Origin of the sequence: Streptomyces flavofungini, assembly GCF_030388665.1 — a bacterium.
GTDB classification, from domain to species: Bacteria; Actinomycetota; Actinomycetes; order Streptomycetales; family Streptomycetaceae; genus Streptomyces; species Streptomyces flavofungini_A.
This window is the reverse complement of record NZ_CP128846.1, coordinates 6,732,544-6,749,896: the sequence shown is the minus strand read 5'-3', so window position 1 is coordinate 6,749,896 and position 17,353 is coordinate 6,732,544. Positions and strand designations below refer to the sequence as shown.

Below are 17,353 nucleotides of genomic sequence, written 5' to 3'. Positions count from 1 at the left end.
CGCTGCCCGCACGCCCGGAGACGGAAGGGGAACCTCCGGGCGGTGAGCGGTGTACCAGAAGCAGCAGACGCGCCCTTCTGCACGCACCACACAGACGAGGTGTTCATCAACCATGCGCACACCCATCTCACGCACCCCGCAGCCCTCGGGGACGTCCGGGGCCCCTGACCCATCGCGCCGGATCTGCGACACGTCGCGCCGGACGCTGCTCGGCGCCGCGATCGCCGCCGTCGGCACGGGCCTGGTGACGGCCTGCTCCGGCGACGGCTCCCACTCCGGGCACGCGGGCGGCGGCCAGGGCGGTCCTTCCGCGGCCCCGAAGGGCTATGTGACGCCCACCGGCCGGGAAGTCGCCGCGGCCGAGCGCAGGCGCCCCGGCGGCGGCCGGATCAGGAAGGTGCGGCTCACCGCCGCCCCGGCCACGCTCGACCTGGGCGGCCCCACGGTCCGCACCTGGGCGTACGGCGAGGACCTGCCCGGCAAGGAGGTCCGCGTCACGGCGGGCGACACCCTCGCCCTCACCCTCGCCAACCACCTCCCCGAGCCCACCACGCTGCACTGGCACGGCCTCGCCCTGCGCAACGACATGGACGGCGTCCCCGCCCTCACCCAGCGCGGGATCCGGCCCGGCGCCGACTTCACGTACCGCTTCAAGGTCCCCCATCCGGGGACGTACTGGTTCCACCCCCACGCGGGCACCCAGCAGGACCGGGGTCTCTACGCACCCCTGATCGTCGACGACCCCAAGGAGCCCCTGGAGTACGACAAGGAGTGGGTCGTCGTCCTGGACGACTGGGTCGACGGCGTGGACGGCTCCACCCCGGACGCCGTCCTCAAGGAGTTGCGGGCCGGGATGGACCACGGCGGGAGCGACGGCGGGGACAGCGCCGGAGCCAGTGGGGGCGGGCACGACATGTCCCACATGTCGATGTCGATGTCGCGGTCCGAGGACACCCCCGACCCGAGCCGCCCGACGGGGCCCTCCCGGATGATGATGGGCGCCAAGAGCGACCTCCTCGGCCCGGACGCGGGCGACGTGGCCTACCCCCACTACGTGCTCAACGGCCGCACCCCCAAGGCCCCCACGACCTTCCGCGCCCGCCCCGGCGACCGCGTCCGCATCCGTCTGATCAACGCGGGCGGCGACACGGCCTTCCGGGTGGCGCTCGGGGGCCACGAGCTGACGGTGACGCACACGGACGGCTTCCCGGTGCGGCACAAGAAGGCCGACGCGCTGCTCATCGGCATGGGCGAGCGGTACGACGTCCTGGTCACCGTCAAGGACGGCGTGTTTCCGCTGACGGCGGTGGCCGAGGGCAAGAAGGCGGCGGCCCGGGCGCTGCTCCGCACGGGCGGGGGCGCGCCACCGCCCGCGTCGGCGCGCCCCGAGGAGCTGACGGGCCGCGTGCTCCTCGCCGACCGGCTCACGGCCGACGACTCCGTGGCCCTCGAGGACCGGGCGCCGGACCGCACAGTCAGGATCCGGCTGACGGGCGGCATGGCGAAGTACGACTGGGCGTTCGACGGGAAGCCCTACTCCCCCGACAGGCGGCTCCCGGTCCGCGCCGGGGAACGGGTCCGGATCACCTTCACCAACGGCACCACGATGTGGCACCCGCTCCATCTGCACGGTCACACGTTCGCCCTGGCGGGCACCCCGGGACGCCCCCGCAAGGACACGGCGGTCGTGCTGCCGAACGGCACGCTGACGGTGGACTTCGACACGGACAACCCCGGCCTGTGGATGATCCACTGCCACAACGTCTACCACGCGGAGGCGGGGATGATGACGGTGCTCGGCTATCGCTCCTGAGGGCGCACGGCCGCTGCTCCGGCAGGGTCCCGGCACCGGCCTGCCGGCCCGGGCGGCCGACCGCGACGGCACTCGGCCGCCCGCCCTTGACGGCACTCGGCCGCTGACCGTGACGGCACTGGACTGCCGCCCGTGACGGCGCTCGGCTGCCGACCGTGACGGCACTCGGTCGCCGGCCCTGACCGGCCCCGGGGGGCGGGGCCCCGCCCCCCGCACCCCGGGTGCGCCCCCGGCAGCCGCCTGGGTGCGCCCCCGTGCCCGCCCGGCGCCGGGGCGCATCCGACCGCCGTGTCCCACGCCCCACGTGGGCCGCCCCACACCCGGCCGCAGGGGCATCGCGTCGCTTTGACGATTAGACTGGGCGGCGTGCCTCAACTACGCCTCGCCCTGAATCAGATCGACTCGACCGTCGGCGATCTCTCCCAGAACGCCGAGGCGATCGTCCACTGGACCCGGCACTCCGCCGAGCAGGGAGCGCACCTGGCCGCGTTCCCCGAGATGGCGCTGACCGGCTACCCCGTGGAGGACCTCGCCCTGCGCGCGTCCTTCGTCGACGCCTCCCGCCGGGAGCTGCGCGCCCTCGCGGCCCGCCTCGACGACGAGGGCCTCGGCGGACTCCCCGTGGTGGTCGGCTACTTGGACCGCACCGAGGAGGCCAAGCCGCGCTACGGCCAGCCGGCCGGAGCCCCCCGCAACGCGGGCGCGGTGCTGCACCGCGGCGAGGTGGCGCTGACCTTCTCCAAGCACCACCTCCCCAACTACGGCGTCTTCGACGAGTTCCGGTACTTCGTGCCGGGCGAGACGCTGCCCGTCGTCCGCGTGCACGGCATCGACGTGGCGCTCGCGATCTGCGAGGACCTCTGGCAGGACGGCGGCCGCGTCCCGGCGACGCGCACCGCGGGCGCGGGCCTGCTGCTCTCGATCAACGCCTCGCCGTACGAGCAGAACAAGGACGACCAGCGCCTGGAGCTGGTGCGCAAGCGCGCGCAGGAGGCGGGCTGCACGACCGCGTACCTCGCGATGACGGGCGGCCAGGACGAGCTGGTCTTCGACGGGGACTCCATCGTCGTGGACAAGGACGGCGAAGTCGTCGCGCGGGCGCCGCAGTTCACGCAGGGGTGCGTGGTCCTCGACCTGGAGCTGCCCGCCGCGGGCGCCGTGCCGGAGGGCGTCGTGGACGACGGCCTGCGCGTCGAGCACGTCACGCTGTCCGAGGAGCCGCTGCCCGCGTACGAGGCGGAGTTCGACGGCGGGTACGCGGACCGGCTCGACGACGACGAGGAGACGTACTCGGCGCTCGTCGTGGGCCTGCGGGCGTACGTCACCAAGAACGGCTTCTCCTCCGTCCTGATCGGGCTTTCCGGAGGCATCGACTCCGCGCTGACGGCGGCGATCGCGTGCGACGCGCTGGGGGCGCAGCACGTGTACGGGGTCGCGATGCCGTCGCGGTACTCGTCCGAGCACTCCGTGAGCGACGCGGAGGAGTTGGCGCGGCGTACCGGTCTGAACCTGCGCAACATCCCCATCGCGCCGATGTTCGACGCCTACATGGACTCCCTCGGCCTCACCGGACTCGCCGAGGAGAACCTCCAGTCGCGGCTGCGCGGGACCATGCTCATGGCGCTCTCCAACCAGGAGGGGCACATCGTGCTCGCGCCCGGCAACAAGTCCGAGCTGGCCGTGGGGTATTCGACGCTGTACGGGGACTCGGTCGGGGCGTACGGACCCATCAAGGACCTCTACAAGACCGCGGTCTTCCGGCTGGCGCGGTGGCGCAACGAGGCCGCCCGCTCCCGCGGGGAGACCCCGCCCGTCCCCGAGAACTCCATCAGCAAGCCGCCCAGCGCGGAGCTGCGGCCCGACCAGGTGGACACCGACTCGCTGCCCGACTATCCCGTGCTCGACGGGATCCTCGAGCTGTACGTCGACCGGGATCAGGGGGCCGACGAGATCGTTGCCGCGGGGTTCGACGCGGAACTCGTCACGAGGACGCTGCGCATGGTGGACGCCGCCGAGTACAAGCGGCGGCAGTACCCGCCCGGCACCAAGATCTCCCCCAAGGGCTTCGGCAAGGACCGCCGCCTCCCGATCACGAACCGCTGGCGCGAAACAGGCTGACGCCCTCCTCGCGGGGCGCCCCAGTCCCACCCTTTCCCGAAACCGGGGCTCCGCCCCTGGACCCCGGGGGTGGGCGTCCCCGTTGCCGTGGGACGGGGGCACCCCCGAATCGGCGCTTCGCGCCTCGTCCTCAAACTTCCCCAAGCTCTTAAGACGTCATTTCATTTGGCGATTCTGCGATGGCATATGAGGGTTGCCGCGATGGCGGTGAAGGCGAGGAAGTGCTCGGGCTTGCGTTCGTATCGGCGGTGGAGTCGGCGGCAGCCCGACAGCCAGGACACCGTCCGTTCCACGACCCAGCGGTGCCGACCCAGGCGCTGGGAAGACTCAGTGCCCTTGCGTGCGATGCGGTGGGTGATCTGCCGTAAAGAGAGCCAGCGTCGCAGGTGGGGGTAGTCGTACCCCTTGTCGCCGTGGAGCTTGGCGGGCCGCCGACGCCTGGGGCCGCGGCGGGAGCGGACGGGCGGGATACCGCGGACCAGCGGGATGAGGGCCTGGCTGTCGTGGAGGTTGGCGGCGGAGATTCCGAGCGAGAGAGGCAGGCCGTGACGGTCGACGATCAGGTGGATTTTCGATCCGTTCTTGCCGCGGTCGGTCGGATTCGGTCCCGTCAGCCGCCCCCTTTGAGGGCGCGGACGCTGACTGAGTCGATCGCACAGCGCGACCAGTCCAGCTCACCGCGGGAGCCGAGCTCATCGAGGACAAGGCGATGGAGCTTGGCCCACACCCTCGCCTCGGACCACTCGGTGAACCGGCGGAAAGCGGTCACTCCCGAAGGGCCGAAGCCCGGCGGCAGTTGGTTCCACGTGCAGCCCGAGGTGGCGACGAAGATGATCGCGGCCAGCACCTCCCGGTCCCCATGCCGACGGCGACCGCCGCCCTGCGGACGCTCCGGCGCCGGCGGCACCACCCGCTCGAACAGCTCCCACAGATCATCTGGAGCCATTCGCTCAACAAGCGAAGAAGTCACCGTCCCAGGCTGCCGCAAGATCACACCAAACGAAATGGCGTCTAAGGAGCAGGGGGGACCCCCACGACGGGCTGAGACCTTCCCCGAGGCGGGCTGAAGTACGGCGGGCCGGGCTGTAGGCGCTCCGGGCAGGCAGTGCGGACCGCCCCGGCCGCGGTAACGACGGGGCCGGGCGGGAGACAGCCCGTCCGGCGATTGAGGACGAGGCGCGGAGCGCCGATAAACGAGGGCGCCCCCGGCGGAGCTGAGGTGCCGGGCCGTCGGGCACGCCGGTGCAAGTCCGGGCGGGCGGGTGGGAGACAGCCCGTCCGGCACTTGAGGACGAGGCGCGGAGCGCCGGGAAGCGGGGGGCGCCCCCGCTTCCCGGTCACGAGCGGGTGGCGTCGGCCGCGGCCGCGGGCACGTGCTCGGCCACCAGCCGCCCAGAGGCCCCCGGCCAGGAGGAGCTTTCCCGGCCGCGATCAACCGCGTAGGCCACCGCCGCCACCCCGATCCCGAAGACGGCAAGCCCCGCCCCGGCCACGGCGGGCGACGTGACACCGAACCCCGCGGCGAGGGCGAGCCCCCCGATCCAGGCACCCCCCGCGTTGGCGAGGTTGAAGGCGGCCTGGTTGGCGGAGGACGCGAGAGAGGGCGCGGCGGCGGCCTTCTCCATGACCATCAACTGCAGGGGCGACCCCGTCGTGAACGCGGCCGTTCCGAGCAACGTCACACCGACGGCCGCGCTCCACTCGGCCCGCATGAGGACGGGGAAGAACAGCAGGACGAGGACGAGCGCCCCGAGCCCACCGAAGAGGGTGCCGCGCAGGGAGTGGTCGGCGAGCCGCCCGCCGAGCAGGTTCCCGACGGTGGCGCCGACGCCGAAGAGGGCGAGCAGCAGCGTCACGCTGGCCTCGGCGAACCCGGCGGATTCGGTGAGCATCGGGGTGACGTAGCTGTAGGCGGCGAAGAGGGCGCCGAAGCCCGCGACAGTGGTGCCGAGGGCGAGCCACACGGGCAGCGACCCGAGGGCCCGCAGCTCCCCGCGGAGCCCGGCGTGCCGGCCGTGCCCGTGGTCGGCGGGCACGAGGAGCGCGAGCGCGACGATGGCGGCGAGCCCGATGGCGCTGACGGCGAGGAAGGTGGCGCGCCACCCGAGCTGCTGCCCCATGAGGGTGGCGACGGGCACGCCGACGACGTTGGCGACGGTGAGCCCGAGGAACATCAGGGACACGGACCGCGCCTTGCGCTCGGGCCCGACGAGCCCGGTGGCGACGACCGCGCCGACGCCGAAGAACGCGCCGTGCGGAAGCCCGCTCAGGAAGCGGGCCGCCATCAGCCAGTGGTAGTCGGGCGCGGCGGCCGACACCGCGTTGCCGACGACGAAGAGGGCCATGAGGCCGATGAGTACACGGCGCCGGGGCAGCTTCGCGGTGACGGCGGCGAGCAGCGGGGCGCCGATGACGACACCGAGGGCGTACGCGGAGACGAGGTGCCCGGCGGTGGGGATGGATATGTGCAGGTCGTCCGCGACGTTGGGCAGCAGCCCCATCATCACGAACTCGGTGGTGCCGATGCCGAAGGCGCCCACGGCGAGGGCGAGCAGGGCCAGGGGCATGAGGGACGTACCTTCCAGGGGGACGGGGGCGCGGGACGGCGGGCGTACGGAATCCGGGTCCGTACCACCGGCGGATCCGTACCACCGGTCGATACGAAGCCGAATCCGTAAGTTTACCGTCGAAACAAAGGCTCCCGACCCACGTATTCCGCGGGGTTAAGGCCGACCGCCCCGCGGGATGAAGCGCGGGTGACCGTCAGAGGTCGACGCTCGCGGCCACCGGCAGGTGGTCGCTGCCCGTCTCCGGCAGCGTCCAGGAGGACACCGGCTCGACGCCCTTGACCAGGATCTGGTCGATGCGGGCCATCGGGAACGAGGCGGGCCAGCTGAAGCCGAACCCGTCGCCCGCGGCGCCCTGCGTGGAGCGCAGCTGGGAGGTGACGGCGTTCAGGGCGCGGTCGTTCATCGTGCCGTTCAGGTCGCCGAGCAGCACGACCTTGTCGAGCTGCTCGTCGCCGATGGCCTCGCCGAGCGCGTCGGCGCTGTCGTCGCGCTGCCCGGCCGTGAAGCCCGCGTCGAGCTTGACCCGCACCGACGGCAGGTGCGCCACGTACACGGCGACCTGCCCCTTGGGCGTGTCGACGGTGGTGCGCATCGCGCGCGTCCAGCCGAGCTTGATGTCGACGGGCTTGGTGCCGGTGAGCGGGTACTTGCTCCACACACCGACGGTGCCCTGCACCGAGTGGTACTTGTACGTGCCGGCGAGCGCCTTCTCGTACGTGGGCACGGCGGAGGCGGTGAGTTCCTCCAGGGCGACGACGTCCGCGCCGGACGCGGCGACGTCGCGGGCGGTGCCGGACGGGTCGGGGTTGTCGGCGTTCACGTTGTGGGTGGCGACGGTCAGGTCGCCGCCGCTGCCGGACTTGTCGGTGATGAGTCCGCCGAAGGCGCTGAACCAGACGGCCACCGGCAGCACGAGTGCGATCAGGGCCGTCGCGGACTTACGGACGACGGCGATGACGAGCAGGACCGGGACGAACACCCCGAGCCAGGGCAGGAAGGTCTCGGTGAGGCTGCCGAGGTTGCCGACCCCGTTGGGGATCTGGGCGTGCAGCAGCATCACGAGTCCGATGAGGACCGCGATCCCCGCCGTGATCAGCCCGCGCCGCCAGATGCCGGGGTCGCCCCGCCATCCGCCGACCAGGCGTCGCAGTCGCGAACCCTGGCGGTCGTGCTGCGAGCCGCCGCTGTCCGTCTCCGCCTTGTACGCCTGCGCCATACTCTCGTCGCCTCACTGACTGCCGTGCACACCGTCTCCCCGCCCCTGCACCCTAGGCGATGATCGCGTGTCTGCTCCGCCGTCCGGTGACGGCCGTACGGGCACGAGGACGACCGGGCGGACTCGCGAGGTTCCGGATGTGTGCGCGAGGCACGGCCTCTGTGACGAAACGCGCACATCGTCCAGGGAGCGTGGCGTACGCGACCGGTGGTGGGCAAGAGGCGTACGGCCGCGGCGAGGGTGGCGAACGCCACGCGCGCGGCCGGGGGTTCACTTCACGGGCCGCAGCCCGTCGAGGACCATGTCGACGATGCGCTCCGGCAGGTCCTCGTCCAGCGGGGCGTCGGGGCGCAGCACGCTGCGTACCAGCATGGGGCCGACGAACAGCTCGTTGGCGAGCACGATGTCGACGTCGGCGCGGAGTTCGCCGGTCTCGACGCCGCGGCGCAGCACCTCGTAGGAGACGCGGCGCTGCGGGTCGATGACCGTCCTGTGGTAGGCCTCCCACAGCTTCGGCAGGCTCTTCATCTGCGCGAAGACGTTGTGCAGGATCGCGGACGAGCGCATGTTGAGGCCGCGGCGGCGGATGTGTTCGACGAGGGCGACGAGGTCGTCGCGCATGGAGGTGCCGGGGAGTTCGGCGGGGGGCTCCTCCAGGGTGCGCAGGACGTCGACGAACAGGGCCTCCTTGCCGGTCCAGCGGCGGTAGATGGTGGCCTTGCCCACGCCGGCGGTGCGGGCGACGCGCTCGATGGACAGCTCCGCGAGGGGGACGCCGTCCTCGATGAGCTTGATGACGCCCTCGATGATCGCGCGCTCCACCGCCTCGCTCCGCGGACGGCCCCGGACACCCGCCCCTTTGGCGACGACGTCTTCCCCCTTGCCGATGCGGCCCTGCTCCACGATGTCTCGACTCCTCTGCGGTGTGCGTCCCCCGCATTCTCCCTGGTCCCGCCGCGGGGCCGGGGGGCACTGCCGTACCGGCCGTGGACGCCTGCTGTGTCCACCCGGCCCGCTGGGCGGGACGGGTGGGCACGGCCCCCGGCCTACGGCGCCCTCAGTGGTCGGCGCCCACCCGGTCGGGGGCCGGAGCGTCCGATGAGGCCACCGCCTCCTTCGGCGGCTTGCCCGGCAAGTACAGGGAGACGACGAGCACGCCCACCAGGGCGACCCCCGCCCCGCACAGCGCGGTGACGTGCATGGCGTGCAGGAACGAGTCGTTGGCCGCGGAGACCAAGGCATCGCCCCGCCCCCCGAGCCGCCCGGCCACCCCGAGCGTCGCCTCGATGGACTCCCCCGCGGTGTGCCGCGCCCCGGGCGGCAGCACCTTGAGTTCGTCTTCGACGCCCCCGCGGTAGGCCGCGGAGAGGACGGACCCGAGGACGGCGATGCCGAGCGCGCCGCCGACCTGCCGGAAGGTGTTGCTGAGGGCGGACGCGGAGCCCGCCTTCTCGCGGGGCAGCGCCTGCATGATGACGACGCTGGTGGGCGTCATGATGTGCGCCATGCCCGCGCCCATGAAGAAGAAGATGACCTCCATGACCCAGATCGGCGTGTCGGCGTCGAGGAGGGTGAAGGCGACCAGGGTGAGGGTGATCACCGTGAGCCCGCCGGCGCAGACGGCCCGCACCCCGAAGCGGTCGACGACGAGCCGGGCGCGCGGCGCGAAGATCAGCTGGGCGACGGCGAGCGGCAGCATGAGCAGGCCGGTCTCCAGCGGGGTGTACCCGCGCACGCTCTGGGTGTAGAAGACGGCGAAGAACGTGACGCCCATCAGCGCGAAGAAGACGAGCGCGATGGCGGTGATGGCCGCGGAGAAGACGCGGTTCTTGAAGTACGAGATGTCGATGGACGGGTGGTCGCTGCGCTTCTCGTACCAGACGAAGCCGACGAGCACGGCAAGGCCCGCGAGGATCGTGGCGAGGGCCTCGGGGTCGGTGAAGTCGGCGAGCTGGCCGCCCTTGATGATGCCGTAGACGAGCAGCACCAGGCCGATGACGGAGAGCACGACGCCGACGAGGTCGATGCGGCCCGGCTTCGGGTCCTTGGAGTCGGGGACGAGCACGATCATCAGGCCGATGGCGACGATCACGATCGGTACGTTGATGAGGAAGACCGATCCCCACCAGAAGTGGTCGAGAAGCACCCCGCCGGTGATGGGCCCGATGGCGACGGCGAGGCCGACGCCCGCGGCCCAGATGCCGATGGCCTTGGGCTGCTCCTCGCGCTCGAAGACGTGCATGAGGACGGCGAGGGTCGCGGGCATCACGAAGGCGGCGCCGAGCCCCATCAGGCCGCGGAAGCCGATGAGTTCGGCGGGCGAGCCGGACTGGGCGGCGAGCGCGGAGCCGATGCCGAAGACGGCGAGCCCGGCGAGCAGCACCTTCTTGCGGCCGAGGCGGTCGCCGAGCAGGCCCGCGGTGAAGAGCAGGCCGGCGAAGACGAGCGTGTAGGAGTTGATGGCCCACTCGAGCTCGCCCTGGGTGGCGCCGAGGCCGGTGGGCTCGGGGGTCGAGATGGTCTTGATGGCGACGTTCAGGATCGAGTTGTCCAGGACGACGATGAGCAGGCTGAGCATGAGGACGCCGAGGATCGCCCAGCGACGCCGGTGCACCGCCTCCGGTATCCGGGGCGTGTCGGGGACGGCAGGTGTGGTCATGGGTCTCACCCTAGCCCCATTTCGATACGATACCGTCTCGTATTGAAAAGGATGGGGAAGGCTTTACGCGCCCTTTCCCGGTCCACCATGTGGAATCTTTCCGTCCATCCACCGGAACCGAAGCCTCCGCGCTCCCGGCCCCCACCAGGTCCACACACGGGCCGGAATTGGCCGAAAGAACACCCCCTAGCTTCCGAGCGGCACGCGATGCCACCATGGACGTGATCCGGGGACGCCGTCAGGGCGCCTCGAGACGACAGAAGGAGCCGTTGCGATGACACAGCTTTCGGCTGCCCAGAGCCCCGCCCCCACGGAGCGGAAGACCGACAGCAGCAAGGCGCTGTACGGCGGCAAGGGCACGCGCCGCATCACCGTCCGCGACATCACTGCCGCCAAGGAGCGCGGCGAGAAGTGGCCCATGCTCACCGCGTACGACGCGATGACCGCGTCCGTCTTCGACGAGGCCGGGATCCCGGTCATGCTCGTCGGCGACTCGGCGGGCAACTGCCACCTGGGGTACGAGACGACCGTGCCCGTGACCCTCGACGAGATGGCCGTCCTGTCCGCGGCCGTGGTGCGCGGTACGAGCCGCGCCCTGATCGTCGCCGACCTGCCCTTCGGTTCGTACCAGGAGGGCCCCGTCCAGGCACTCAGGTCCGCCACCCGCCTGATCAAGGAGGCCGGCGTCGGCGCGGTGAAGCTGGAGGGCGGTGAGCGCTCGCTGGCCCAGACCGAACTGCTCGTCAGCTCCGGCATCCCCGTGATGTCCCACCTGGGCCTGACCCCGCAGTCCGTGAACACCATGGGCTACCGCGTCCAGGGCCGCGGCGAGGAGGCGGCCCAGCAACTGCTGCGGGACGCCAAGTCGGCCGAGGCCGCGGGTGCCTTCGCGGTGGTGCTCGAACTCGTACCGGCCGAGCTGGCCGCCGAGGTCACCCGGTCGCTGCACATCCCGACCGTGGGCATCGGCGCGGGCTCCGACTGCGACGCCCAGGTCCTGGTGTGGACCGACATGCTGGGCCTGACCGGAGGCAGGATGCCGCGCTTCGTGAAGCAGTACGCGGACCTGCGCGGCGTCATGGGCGACGCCGCGAAGGCGTTCGCCGAGGACGTCGTGGGCGGCGCGTTCCCGGCCGCGGAGCACGCGGTCCACTGACGCCCGGGCCGCGGGGCCCCGGCACGTCGTGCCGGGGCCCCGCGGCCGACCCGAACCATCGCGGCACCAACGGCAGTCCGCCGACCGTCCCCCGTCGGCGGGCTGCCCGCCTCCTCCCGGCCTGACCGGGTTGCCACCGTCGAGAACGCGCCACCCCGCCCCGCAGGTGGCTCGCCCCGCTTCACCTCGTTTCCTCCACACCCGTCCCCGCGGGCGACCGCCCACCGGCCACCCCCCGCTCCCGCTCCTGTCGGTCGGCTGTCGGTGGATTGTCGGTGGCACCTGCTCTCATGTACGGCATGACAGAAATCGACAACAAGCCCCAACGGGGAGCGGACGGCGCCGGAAGCGCCGTTTCGGTACGGGGGCTGGTCAAGCACTACGGCGAGACCAAGGCGCTGGACGGCGTCGACGTGGACGTGCGCGAGGGAACGGTCCTCGGCGTCCTCGGACCCAACGGCGCCGGCAAGACCACACTCGTACGCTGCCTCTCCACCCTCATCACGCCCGACTCCGGCACCGCCTTCGTCGCGGGGTACGACGTGCTGCGCCAGCCGCGCCAGCTGCGCCGCGTCATAGGCCTCACCGGTCAGTACGCGTCGGTGGACGAGAAGCTGACCGGCTGGGACAACCTCTACATGATCGGGCGGCTGCTCGACCTGTCCCGCAAGGAGTCCCGCTCGCGCGCGGACGGCCTCCTGGAGCGCTTCTCGCTCACCGAGGCCGCCCGCAGGCCCGCGAAGACGTACTCCGGAGGCATGCGCCGCCGGCTCGACCTGGCGGCGTCGATGATCGGCAGCCCGGCCGTGCTGTTCCTCGACGAGCCGACGACCGGCCTCGACCCGCGCACGCGCAACGAGGTCTGGGAAGAGGTCAAGCGCATGGTCGGCGACGGCGTCACCGTCCTGCTGACCACGCAGTACATGGAAGAGGCCGAGCAACTCGCCAGCGAGCTGACGGTCATCGACCGGGGCAAGGTCATCGCGAACGGCGGCATCGAGGAGCTGAAGGCGAAGGTCGGCGGCCGCACCCTGCGCATCCGCCCGGCCGACCCGGCGCAGCTGCACCCCACGGCCGCCGCCCTGGACGAGGCGGGTCTCACCGGCCTCGCCACGACCACGGTGGACACCGAGACCGGCACGGTCCTGGTGCCGATCCTCAGCGACGAACAGCTCACTGCGGTCGTGGGCGCGCTCACCGCGCGCGGCATCACGCTCTCCGACATCGCCACCGAACTGCCCAGCCTGGACGAGGTGTTCCTGTCCCTCACCGGTCACAAGACCAGTGAGTCGCTGGACTCCACGGCCGCGCAGGCCACCGATCTCGAGGGGGTCGCCGCATGAGCACCACCACCGTCAAGGCGCCCTCCGCGCCGCCCGCGCAGGAGCGGCCCAGGCCCAAGCCCGGGCCGGACACCCGGATCGGCCTGCGCGCTCACGTGCGCCACACCAGCGCGCTCGTCCGCCGCAACCTGCTGTGGATCAAGCAGGACATGGAGTCGATGTTCGACGCCGTCCTGATGCCGATCATCTTCACCCTGCTGTTCGTGTACGTCTTCGGCGGTTCCGTGGGCCAGGCCCTCGGCGGCGGCCGCGACGAGTACGTGCAGTACGTGATCCCCGGCCTGATGGCCATGATGGGGATGAACATGGCCATGGGTGTGGGCACCGGCTTCAACCAGGACTTCCAGACCGGTGTGATGGACCGCTTCAGGTCGCTGCCCATCGGCCGCTCGTCGGTGATGATCGCCAAGATCGTGGTCGAGCTCCTGCGGATGCTGGTCGCCACGGCGATCCTGCTGGTCGTCGCCCTGATCATCGGCTTCTCGGTGGAGAGCGTCCCGGGTCTGATCGCGTCCATCGGCCTCGCGATGGCCTTCGGCGTGGGCCTGATGTGGATCTTCCTCACCATGGGTGTCGTGATGAAGAGCGCCCAGGCCATCCAGGGCATGGGCTTCCTGGTCCTGATGCCGCTGCAGTTCGGCTCGTCCATCTTCGCGCCGACGGACTCCATGCCCGGCTGGCTCCAGGCGTTCACGGACTACAACCCGCTGTCGTCGCTCGCCGACGCCGCCCGCGGCCTGATGAACGGCGACACGCCGGTCGCCCACGACGTGTGGGTGACGCTCATCTGGTCGGTGGTCCTGACCGGCGTGATGGCGCCGATCGCGATCCACAAGTTCCGCACCAAGACGTGACGCGGACGTCGCGCCCGGGCGCGGCGCGTGCTCACAGCCCCGCCGAGGCGACGGCCTCCTCCCAGGAGAGGCCGTCGCCCTCGGCGTACGCGGCGGTGTAGCCCGCGTCGCCGAGCACCGCGCGGACCGTCCGCTCGGCGGCGGCGCGGACCTCCCGCTCCATGGCGACGGGGACATGGCCGGACGGCAGCCGGGCGTCGGCCACCGCGAGGAGCCGGGCGGCGTCCGCCGCGCGACCGGGGTCGTGGGAGGCGAGGGCGCGGGCCGCGGTCGCCAGATGGACGGAGAGCAGCTGCGGGGCGACGATCTGCGCCAAGGGCTCGGCGGCCCGCTCGACGGCCTCGAGGGCATGGCCGAGCCCGCGCTCGTACCGGCCGTCGAGGGTGTCGAGCCAGGCGTGCGAGCCGAGTAGGAAGCCCTCGAAGAGGGCGAAGCCGAAGACCGCGAACTCCTCGCGCAGGGTCACCAGTTGCTCGCGTGCCTCGCGGACGCGGCCGGTCCGCCCGAGCAGGCCGACGAGGAAGAGCCTGGCGGCGGGCAGCGCCCCGTTCAGCCGGCTGCCGCTGTCGTCGATCACCTGCCGCAGCAGGACCTCGCCGCGCTCTTCCTGGCCCGCCTCGATGAGGGCGGTGCCGAGCCGGGCGGTCAGCAGCGACACCTGGGCCCGCGCGCCGACCTCCCCCGCGTGGTCCATCGCGGCCTGGAAGTCGTCGGCCGCTAGCAGGTACTCCCCGCGCCGCTCATGGGCCTCGCCGCGCGACGACAGCGCCTCGGCCGCGCCGAAGGAGTCACCGATGCGGGTACAGATCTCCAGGGCCTCGTCCGCGTCGGTGACGGCGTCCCCCGCCCAGTCGGCGCGGTTGGCGAGGATGTTGGCGCGCTGCTGGAGGGCGGCGGCCAGCTCCCAGTCGAGGCCGAGATCGCGGCAGGCGGCGACGGTCGCGTCGACGGCGTCGTGCAGCCGGTCGACGTCCCCCGTCATCAGGACGGCGAAGAACCACAGGTTTCCCGGGCTCCGGCAGGTCTGCGGCAGGCCGGGCCGGTAGGTGTCCCGGATCGCGCGCAGCTTCCGGTCGGCGTCCGGGGTGTGCCAGCCCACCGGGTCCATGTCCATGCAGGACAGCTGGATGAGGTGCACACCGCGGCGCGCCTCCTGGAGGAGTTCGCCCGTCAGCGGGGGCGGGACGTCGGTGCAGCGCCCGTACAGCGGCGCGGCGGGCGTGACGGGGCCCGCGAAGGGGTCGGGGCCGAGGGCGATGACCTCCCGGGACCAGTTCCGCACCTCCTGCCGCAGATCGCGGATCAGCCAGAACCACGACAGGGACAGGACGAGGCACAGCGCCTCCTGCTCGTCGCGCGCGGCGACGGCGTGGCGCAGCGCGGTGCGCAGGTTCTCGTACTCCGCCTCGAACGCGGCGATGGCCTCGCGCTGCCCGCGGCGCCGCAGCGCCGGGTCGGTGACACGGGCGAACTCGCGGAAGTGGACGAGGTGCGCCCGGGTCACCCCGGCCCGCTCCCCCGCCTCGTCGAGCCGCTCGGCGGCGTACTCGGAGACGGTCTCAAGGAGCCGGTAGCGCATCACGTCGTCGTGGGCGGCGGGGGCGGCGACGACGAGGGACTTGTCGACGAGGGAGCCGAGAATGCCGGCGACGTCACGACGCTCCACACGACAGCGCGCACCCCCCGCGCCCTCACCACCGGACCCTCCGAAATCACCACGCACCCCACCACCCCCTGCTTCCTCCCCCACGCAGACGGCTTCGGCGGCGGCGAGGTCGCAGCCGCCCGCGAAGACCGAGAGGCGGCGCAGGACGGCGCGTTCGGCGGGGTCGAGGAGGTCCCAGGACCAGTCCACGACGGCACGGAGGGTCTGCTGGCGCGGAAGGACGGTGCGGGAGCCGCTGGTCAGGAGCCGGAAGCGGTCGTCGAGGCGGTCGGCGATCTGGCGCGGGGTGAGCATCCGCAGCCGGGCCGCGGCCAGTTCGATGGCGAGGGGCAAGCCGTCGAGGCGGTGGCAGATCTCGGCGGCGGCGCGGGCGTCGTCGTCGATGCGGAAGCCGGGCCGGGCGGCGGCGCCGCGGTCAGCGAGGAGGCGCAGGGCGAAGGGTTCCGGCAGGGGTTCGACGGGGCGGACCAACTCGCCCGGTACGCCGAGGGGTTCGCGGCTGGTGGCGAGGACGGTGAGCCCCGGGCACTCCGCGAGGAGCCGATCCGTGAGGCGGGCGGCGGCGTCGATGACGTGCTCGCAGTTGTCGAGGACGAGCAGCATGCGGAGCGGAGCGCAGTGCTCGGTGAGGCGTACGACCGGGTCGTCGGCGTGCCGCTCGGCGGCGGCGCGCAGTTCTTCGGCGCCCGCGCCGCGCAGCACCGACTCGCGGGCGCCGAGGGCGGTGAGGACGGCTTCCGGTACGTCGTCCGGGTCGTCCACGGGCGCGAGTTCGGCGAGCCACACCCCGTCGGGGGAGGCGTCCGCGACGGCCTCCGCGGCTTCCTGCGACAGCCGGGTCTTGCCGGCGCCGCCGGGCCCGGTCAGGGTCACGAGCCGCGCCCGGCCCAGGTCGTCCCGGATGGCGTCGATGTCGCCGGTACGCCCGACGAAGGAGGTGAGGCGGGCGCGGAGGTTGCCGGGGGCAGGCCGGGTGGGGCGGGCGCCCGGACCGACGAGACCGCTGGGGCCACCGCGATCGAAGCCCGTCTCCGCACCACCACGGACGCCCACCGCTGAGCCGGCACCCACCCCCGGACTCTCACCACCGGAACCGGCCGCACCCACCCCATCACCGAACGCCCCCGCCCCAGGCCGAAGCAACTCCCCATGCAGAGCCCGAAGTTCAGGGCCGGGGTCGGCGCCGAGGCGGTCGGCGAGGGTGCGGCGTACGTCCTCGTACGCCGCGAGTGCCTCGGCGGGGCGTCCGACGTCCCGCAGGGCGCGCAGGCGCAGGGCCTGGAGGGGTTCGTCCAGGGGGTGGCTGTCGCACAGGGCGGCGAGCTCGGGAAGGGCGCTCTCGGCCTGGCCGAGGGCGAGGGCGGCGGTGAGACGGGCGCGCAGGGCGTCGAGGCGGCGGGCGGACCAGCGGGTGGCTTCCGCGGTGTGGTCGGGCAGGTCGGTGAAGGCGTCGCCGTGCCAGAGGCCGAGGGCGTCGTCGAGGAGGGCGGCGGCCTTGGCGGGGTCGCCGTCGGCGAGGGCGCGGGTGCCTTCGCCCACGAGGCGCTCGAAGCGGTGGGCGTCCACGTCGTCGGGGGCGGCGCACAGCTGGTAGCCGCCGTCGGCGGAGGCCACGGCGGAGGCGCCGAGCGCACGCCGCAGCCGGCCGACCAGGGCCTGCAGGGCGGCGGGGGCGTCGGCCGGGGGTGCACCGCCCCAGACCTGGTCGACGAGGACGGCCGCGGGGATGCCCCGGCCGGGGCGCAGGGCGAGGGCCGCGAGGAGGGCGCGCAGGCGGGCGCCGCCGACGGGCACGGTGGTGCCGTCGGGGCGCAGGGCCCGGGTCACGCCGAGAACGCGATAACGCACGCGCCCATTGTCCCCCGCCCACGCCCCGCCCCCTCCCGACCACCGGCAAGCCCCACCAACCACTGGCCGAACGAGGAACCCCACCGAACCACTGACCGGACCAGGAAACC

General features: G+C 72.7%; 11 protein-coding genes. 5 read left to right on the top strand and 6 right to left on the bottom strand.

Annotation, left to right across the window (positions count from 1 at the left end):
* Positions 1-112: 112 nt before the first annotated feature.
* Complete coding sequence (locus QUY26_RS28815) at positions 113-1,813, top strand: multicopper oxidase family protein (protein ID WP_436840423.1); 1,701 nt, start codon at positions 113-115, stop codon at positions 1,811-1,813.
* Between the two features lie 366 nt (positions 1,814-2,179).
* The gene (locus QUY26_RS28810; RefSeq protein WP_289951646.1) at positions 2,180-3,931 is read left to right on the top strand and encodes an NAD+ synthase; all 1,752 of its coding nucleotides are present in this window, start codon (positions 2,180-2,182) and stop codon (positions 3,929-3,931) included.
* A gap of 161 nt (positions 3,932-4,092) precedes the next feature.
* On the opposite strand, the gene QUY26_RS28805 is transcribed toward QUY26_RS28810, so the two are convergent.
* The 5 genes from QUY26_RS28805 to QUY26_RS28785 form a co-directional block, all read right to left on the bottom strand.
* Positions 4,093-4,877, bottom strand: a protein-coding gene (locus QUY26_RS28805) for an IS5 family transposase (RefSeq protein WP_289955696.1) whose coding sequence is annotated in 2 segments (ribosomal slippage) — positions 4,093-4,544 and positions 4,544-4,877 — 786 coding nt in all. Because the reading frame shifts where the segments join, the coding sequence is not laid out codon by codon here.
* Between the two features lie 391 nt (positions 4,878-5,268).
* Positions 5,269-6,498, bottom strand: a complete 1,230-nt coding sequence (locus QUY26_RS28800) for an MFS transporter (protein ID WP_289951641.1) — start codon at positions 6,496-6,498, stop codon at positions 5,269-5,271.
* A 196-nt stretch (positions 6,499-6,694) separates the two neighbouring features.
* Positions 6,695-7,717, bottom strand: coding sequence for an endonuclease/exonuclease/phosphatase family protein (locus tag QUY26_RS28795; RefSeq protein ID WP_289951639.1), 1,023 nt, complete (start codon positions 7,715-7,717; stop codon positions 6,695-6,697).
* A gap of 270 nt (positions 7,718-7,987) precedes the next feature.
* The gene (locus tag QUY26_RS28790) at positions 7,988-8,620 is read right to left on the bottom strand and encodes a TetR/AcrR family transcriptional regulator (RefSeq protein ID WP_289951637.1); all 633 of its coding nucleotides are present in this window, start codon (positions 8,618-8,620) and stop codon (positions 7,988-7,990) included.
* A gap of 154 nt (positions 8,621-8,774) precedes the next feature.
* Positions 8,775-10,376 carry a DHA2 family efflux MFS transporter permease subunit gene (locus QUY26_RS28785; protein ID WP_289951634.1) on the bottom strand — a complete coding sequence of 534 codons (1,602 nt, stop codon included), beginning with the start codon at positions 10,374-10,376 and terminating at the stop codon, positions 8,775-8,777.
* A 274-nt stretch (positions 10,377-10,650) separates the two neighbouring features.
* On the opposite strand from QUY26_RS28785, the gene panB reads away from it, so the two are divergent.
* The 3 genes from panB (at position 10,651) to QUY26_RS28770 (ending at position 13,729) form a co-directional block, all read left to right on the top strand.
* Positions 10,651-11,532 carry a 3-methyl-2-oxobutanoate hydroxymethyltransferase gene (gene panB, locus QUY26_RS28780; protein ID WP_289951632.1) on the top strand — a complete coding sequence of 294 codons (882 nt, stop codon included), beginning with the start codon at positions 10,651-10,653 and terminating at the stop codon, positions 11,530-11,532.
* A gap of 299 nt (positions 11,533-11,831) precedes the next feature.
* Entirely contained in the window at positions 11,832-12,875 is a 1,044-nt protein-coding gene (locus QUY26_RS28775; protein ID WP_289951630.1) for an ATP-binding cassette domain-containing protein, read from the top strand.
* A complete protein-coding gene (locus QUY26_RS28770) occupies positions 12,872-13,729 on the top strand; it encodes an ABC transporter permease (RefSeq protein ID WP_289951628.1) in 858 nt (285 codons plus the stop codon). The genes QUY26_RS28775 and QUY26_RS28770 overlap by 4 nt, the downstream gene beginning before the upstream one ends.
* Before the next feature lie 31 nt (positions 13,730-13,760).
* Here the strand turns inward: QUY26_RS28770 and QUY26_RS28765 are convergent, their stop codons facing one another.
* Positions 13,761-17,243: an AfsR/SARP family transcriptional regulator gene (locus QUY26_RS28765; RefSeq protein WP_289951626.1), complete on the bottom strand. Its 3,483-nt coding sequence runs from the start codon at positions 17,241-17,243 to the stop codon at positions 13,761-13,763.
* Between the last annotated feature and the right edge of the window lie 110 nt (positions 17,244-17,353).

Coding starts and splice junctions, on each gene's coding strand:
- QUY26_RS28800 (WP_289951641.1), bottom strand. CDS start 6,498: ATGCCCCTGGCCCTGCTCGCCCTCGCCGTGGGCGCCTTCGGCATCGGC.
- QUY26_RS28815 (WP_436840423.1), top strand. CDS start 113: ATGCGCACACCCATCTCACGCACCCCGCAGCCCTCGGGGACGTCCGGG.
- QUY26_RS28785 (WP_289951634.1), bottom strand. CDS start 10,376: ATGACCACACCTGCCGTCCCCGACACGCCCCGGATACCGGAGGCGGTG.
- QUY26_RS28770 (WP_289951628.1), top strand. CDS start 12,872: ATGAGCACCACCACCGTCAAGGCGCCCTCCGCGCCGCCCGCGCAGGAG.
- QUY26_RS28775 (WP_289951630.1), top strand. CDS start 11,832: ATGACAGAAATCGACAACAAGCCCCAACGGGGAGCGGACGGCGCCGGA.
- panB (WP_289951632.1), top strand. CDS start 10,651: ATGACACAGCTTTCGGCTGCCCAGAGCCCCGCCCCCACGGAGCGGAAG.
- QUY26_RS28795 (WP_289951639.1), bottom strand. CDS start 7,717: ATGGCGCAGGCGTACAAGGCGGAGACGGACAGCGGCGGCTCGCAGCAC.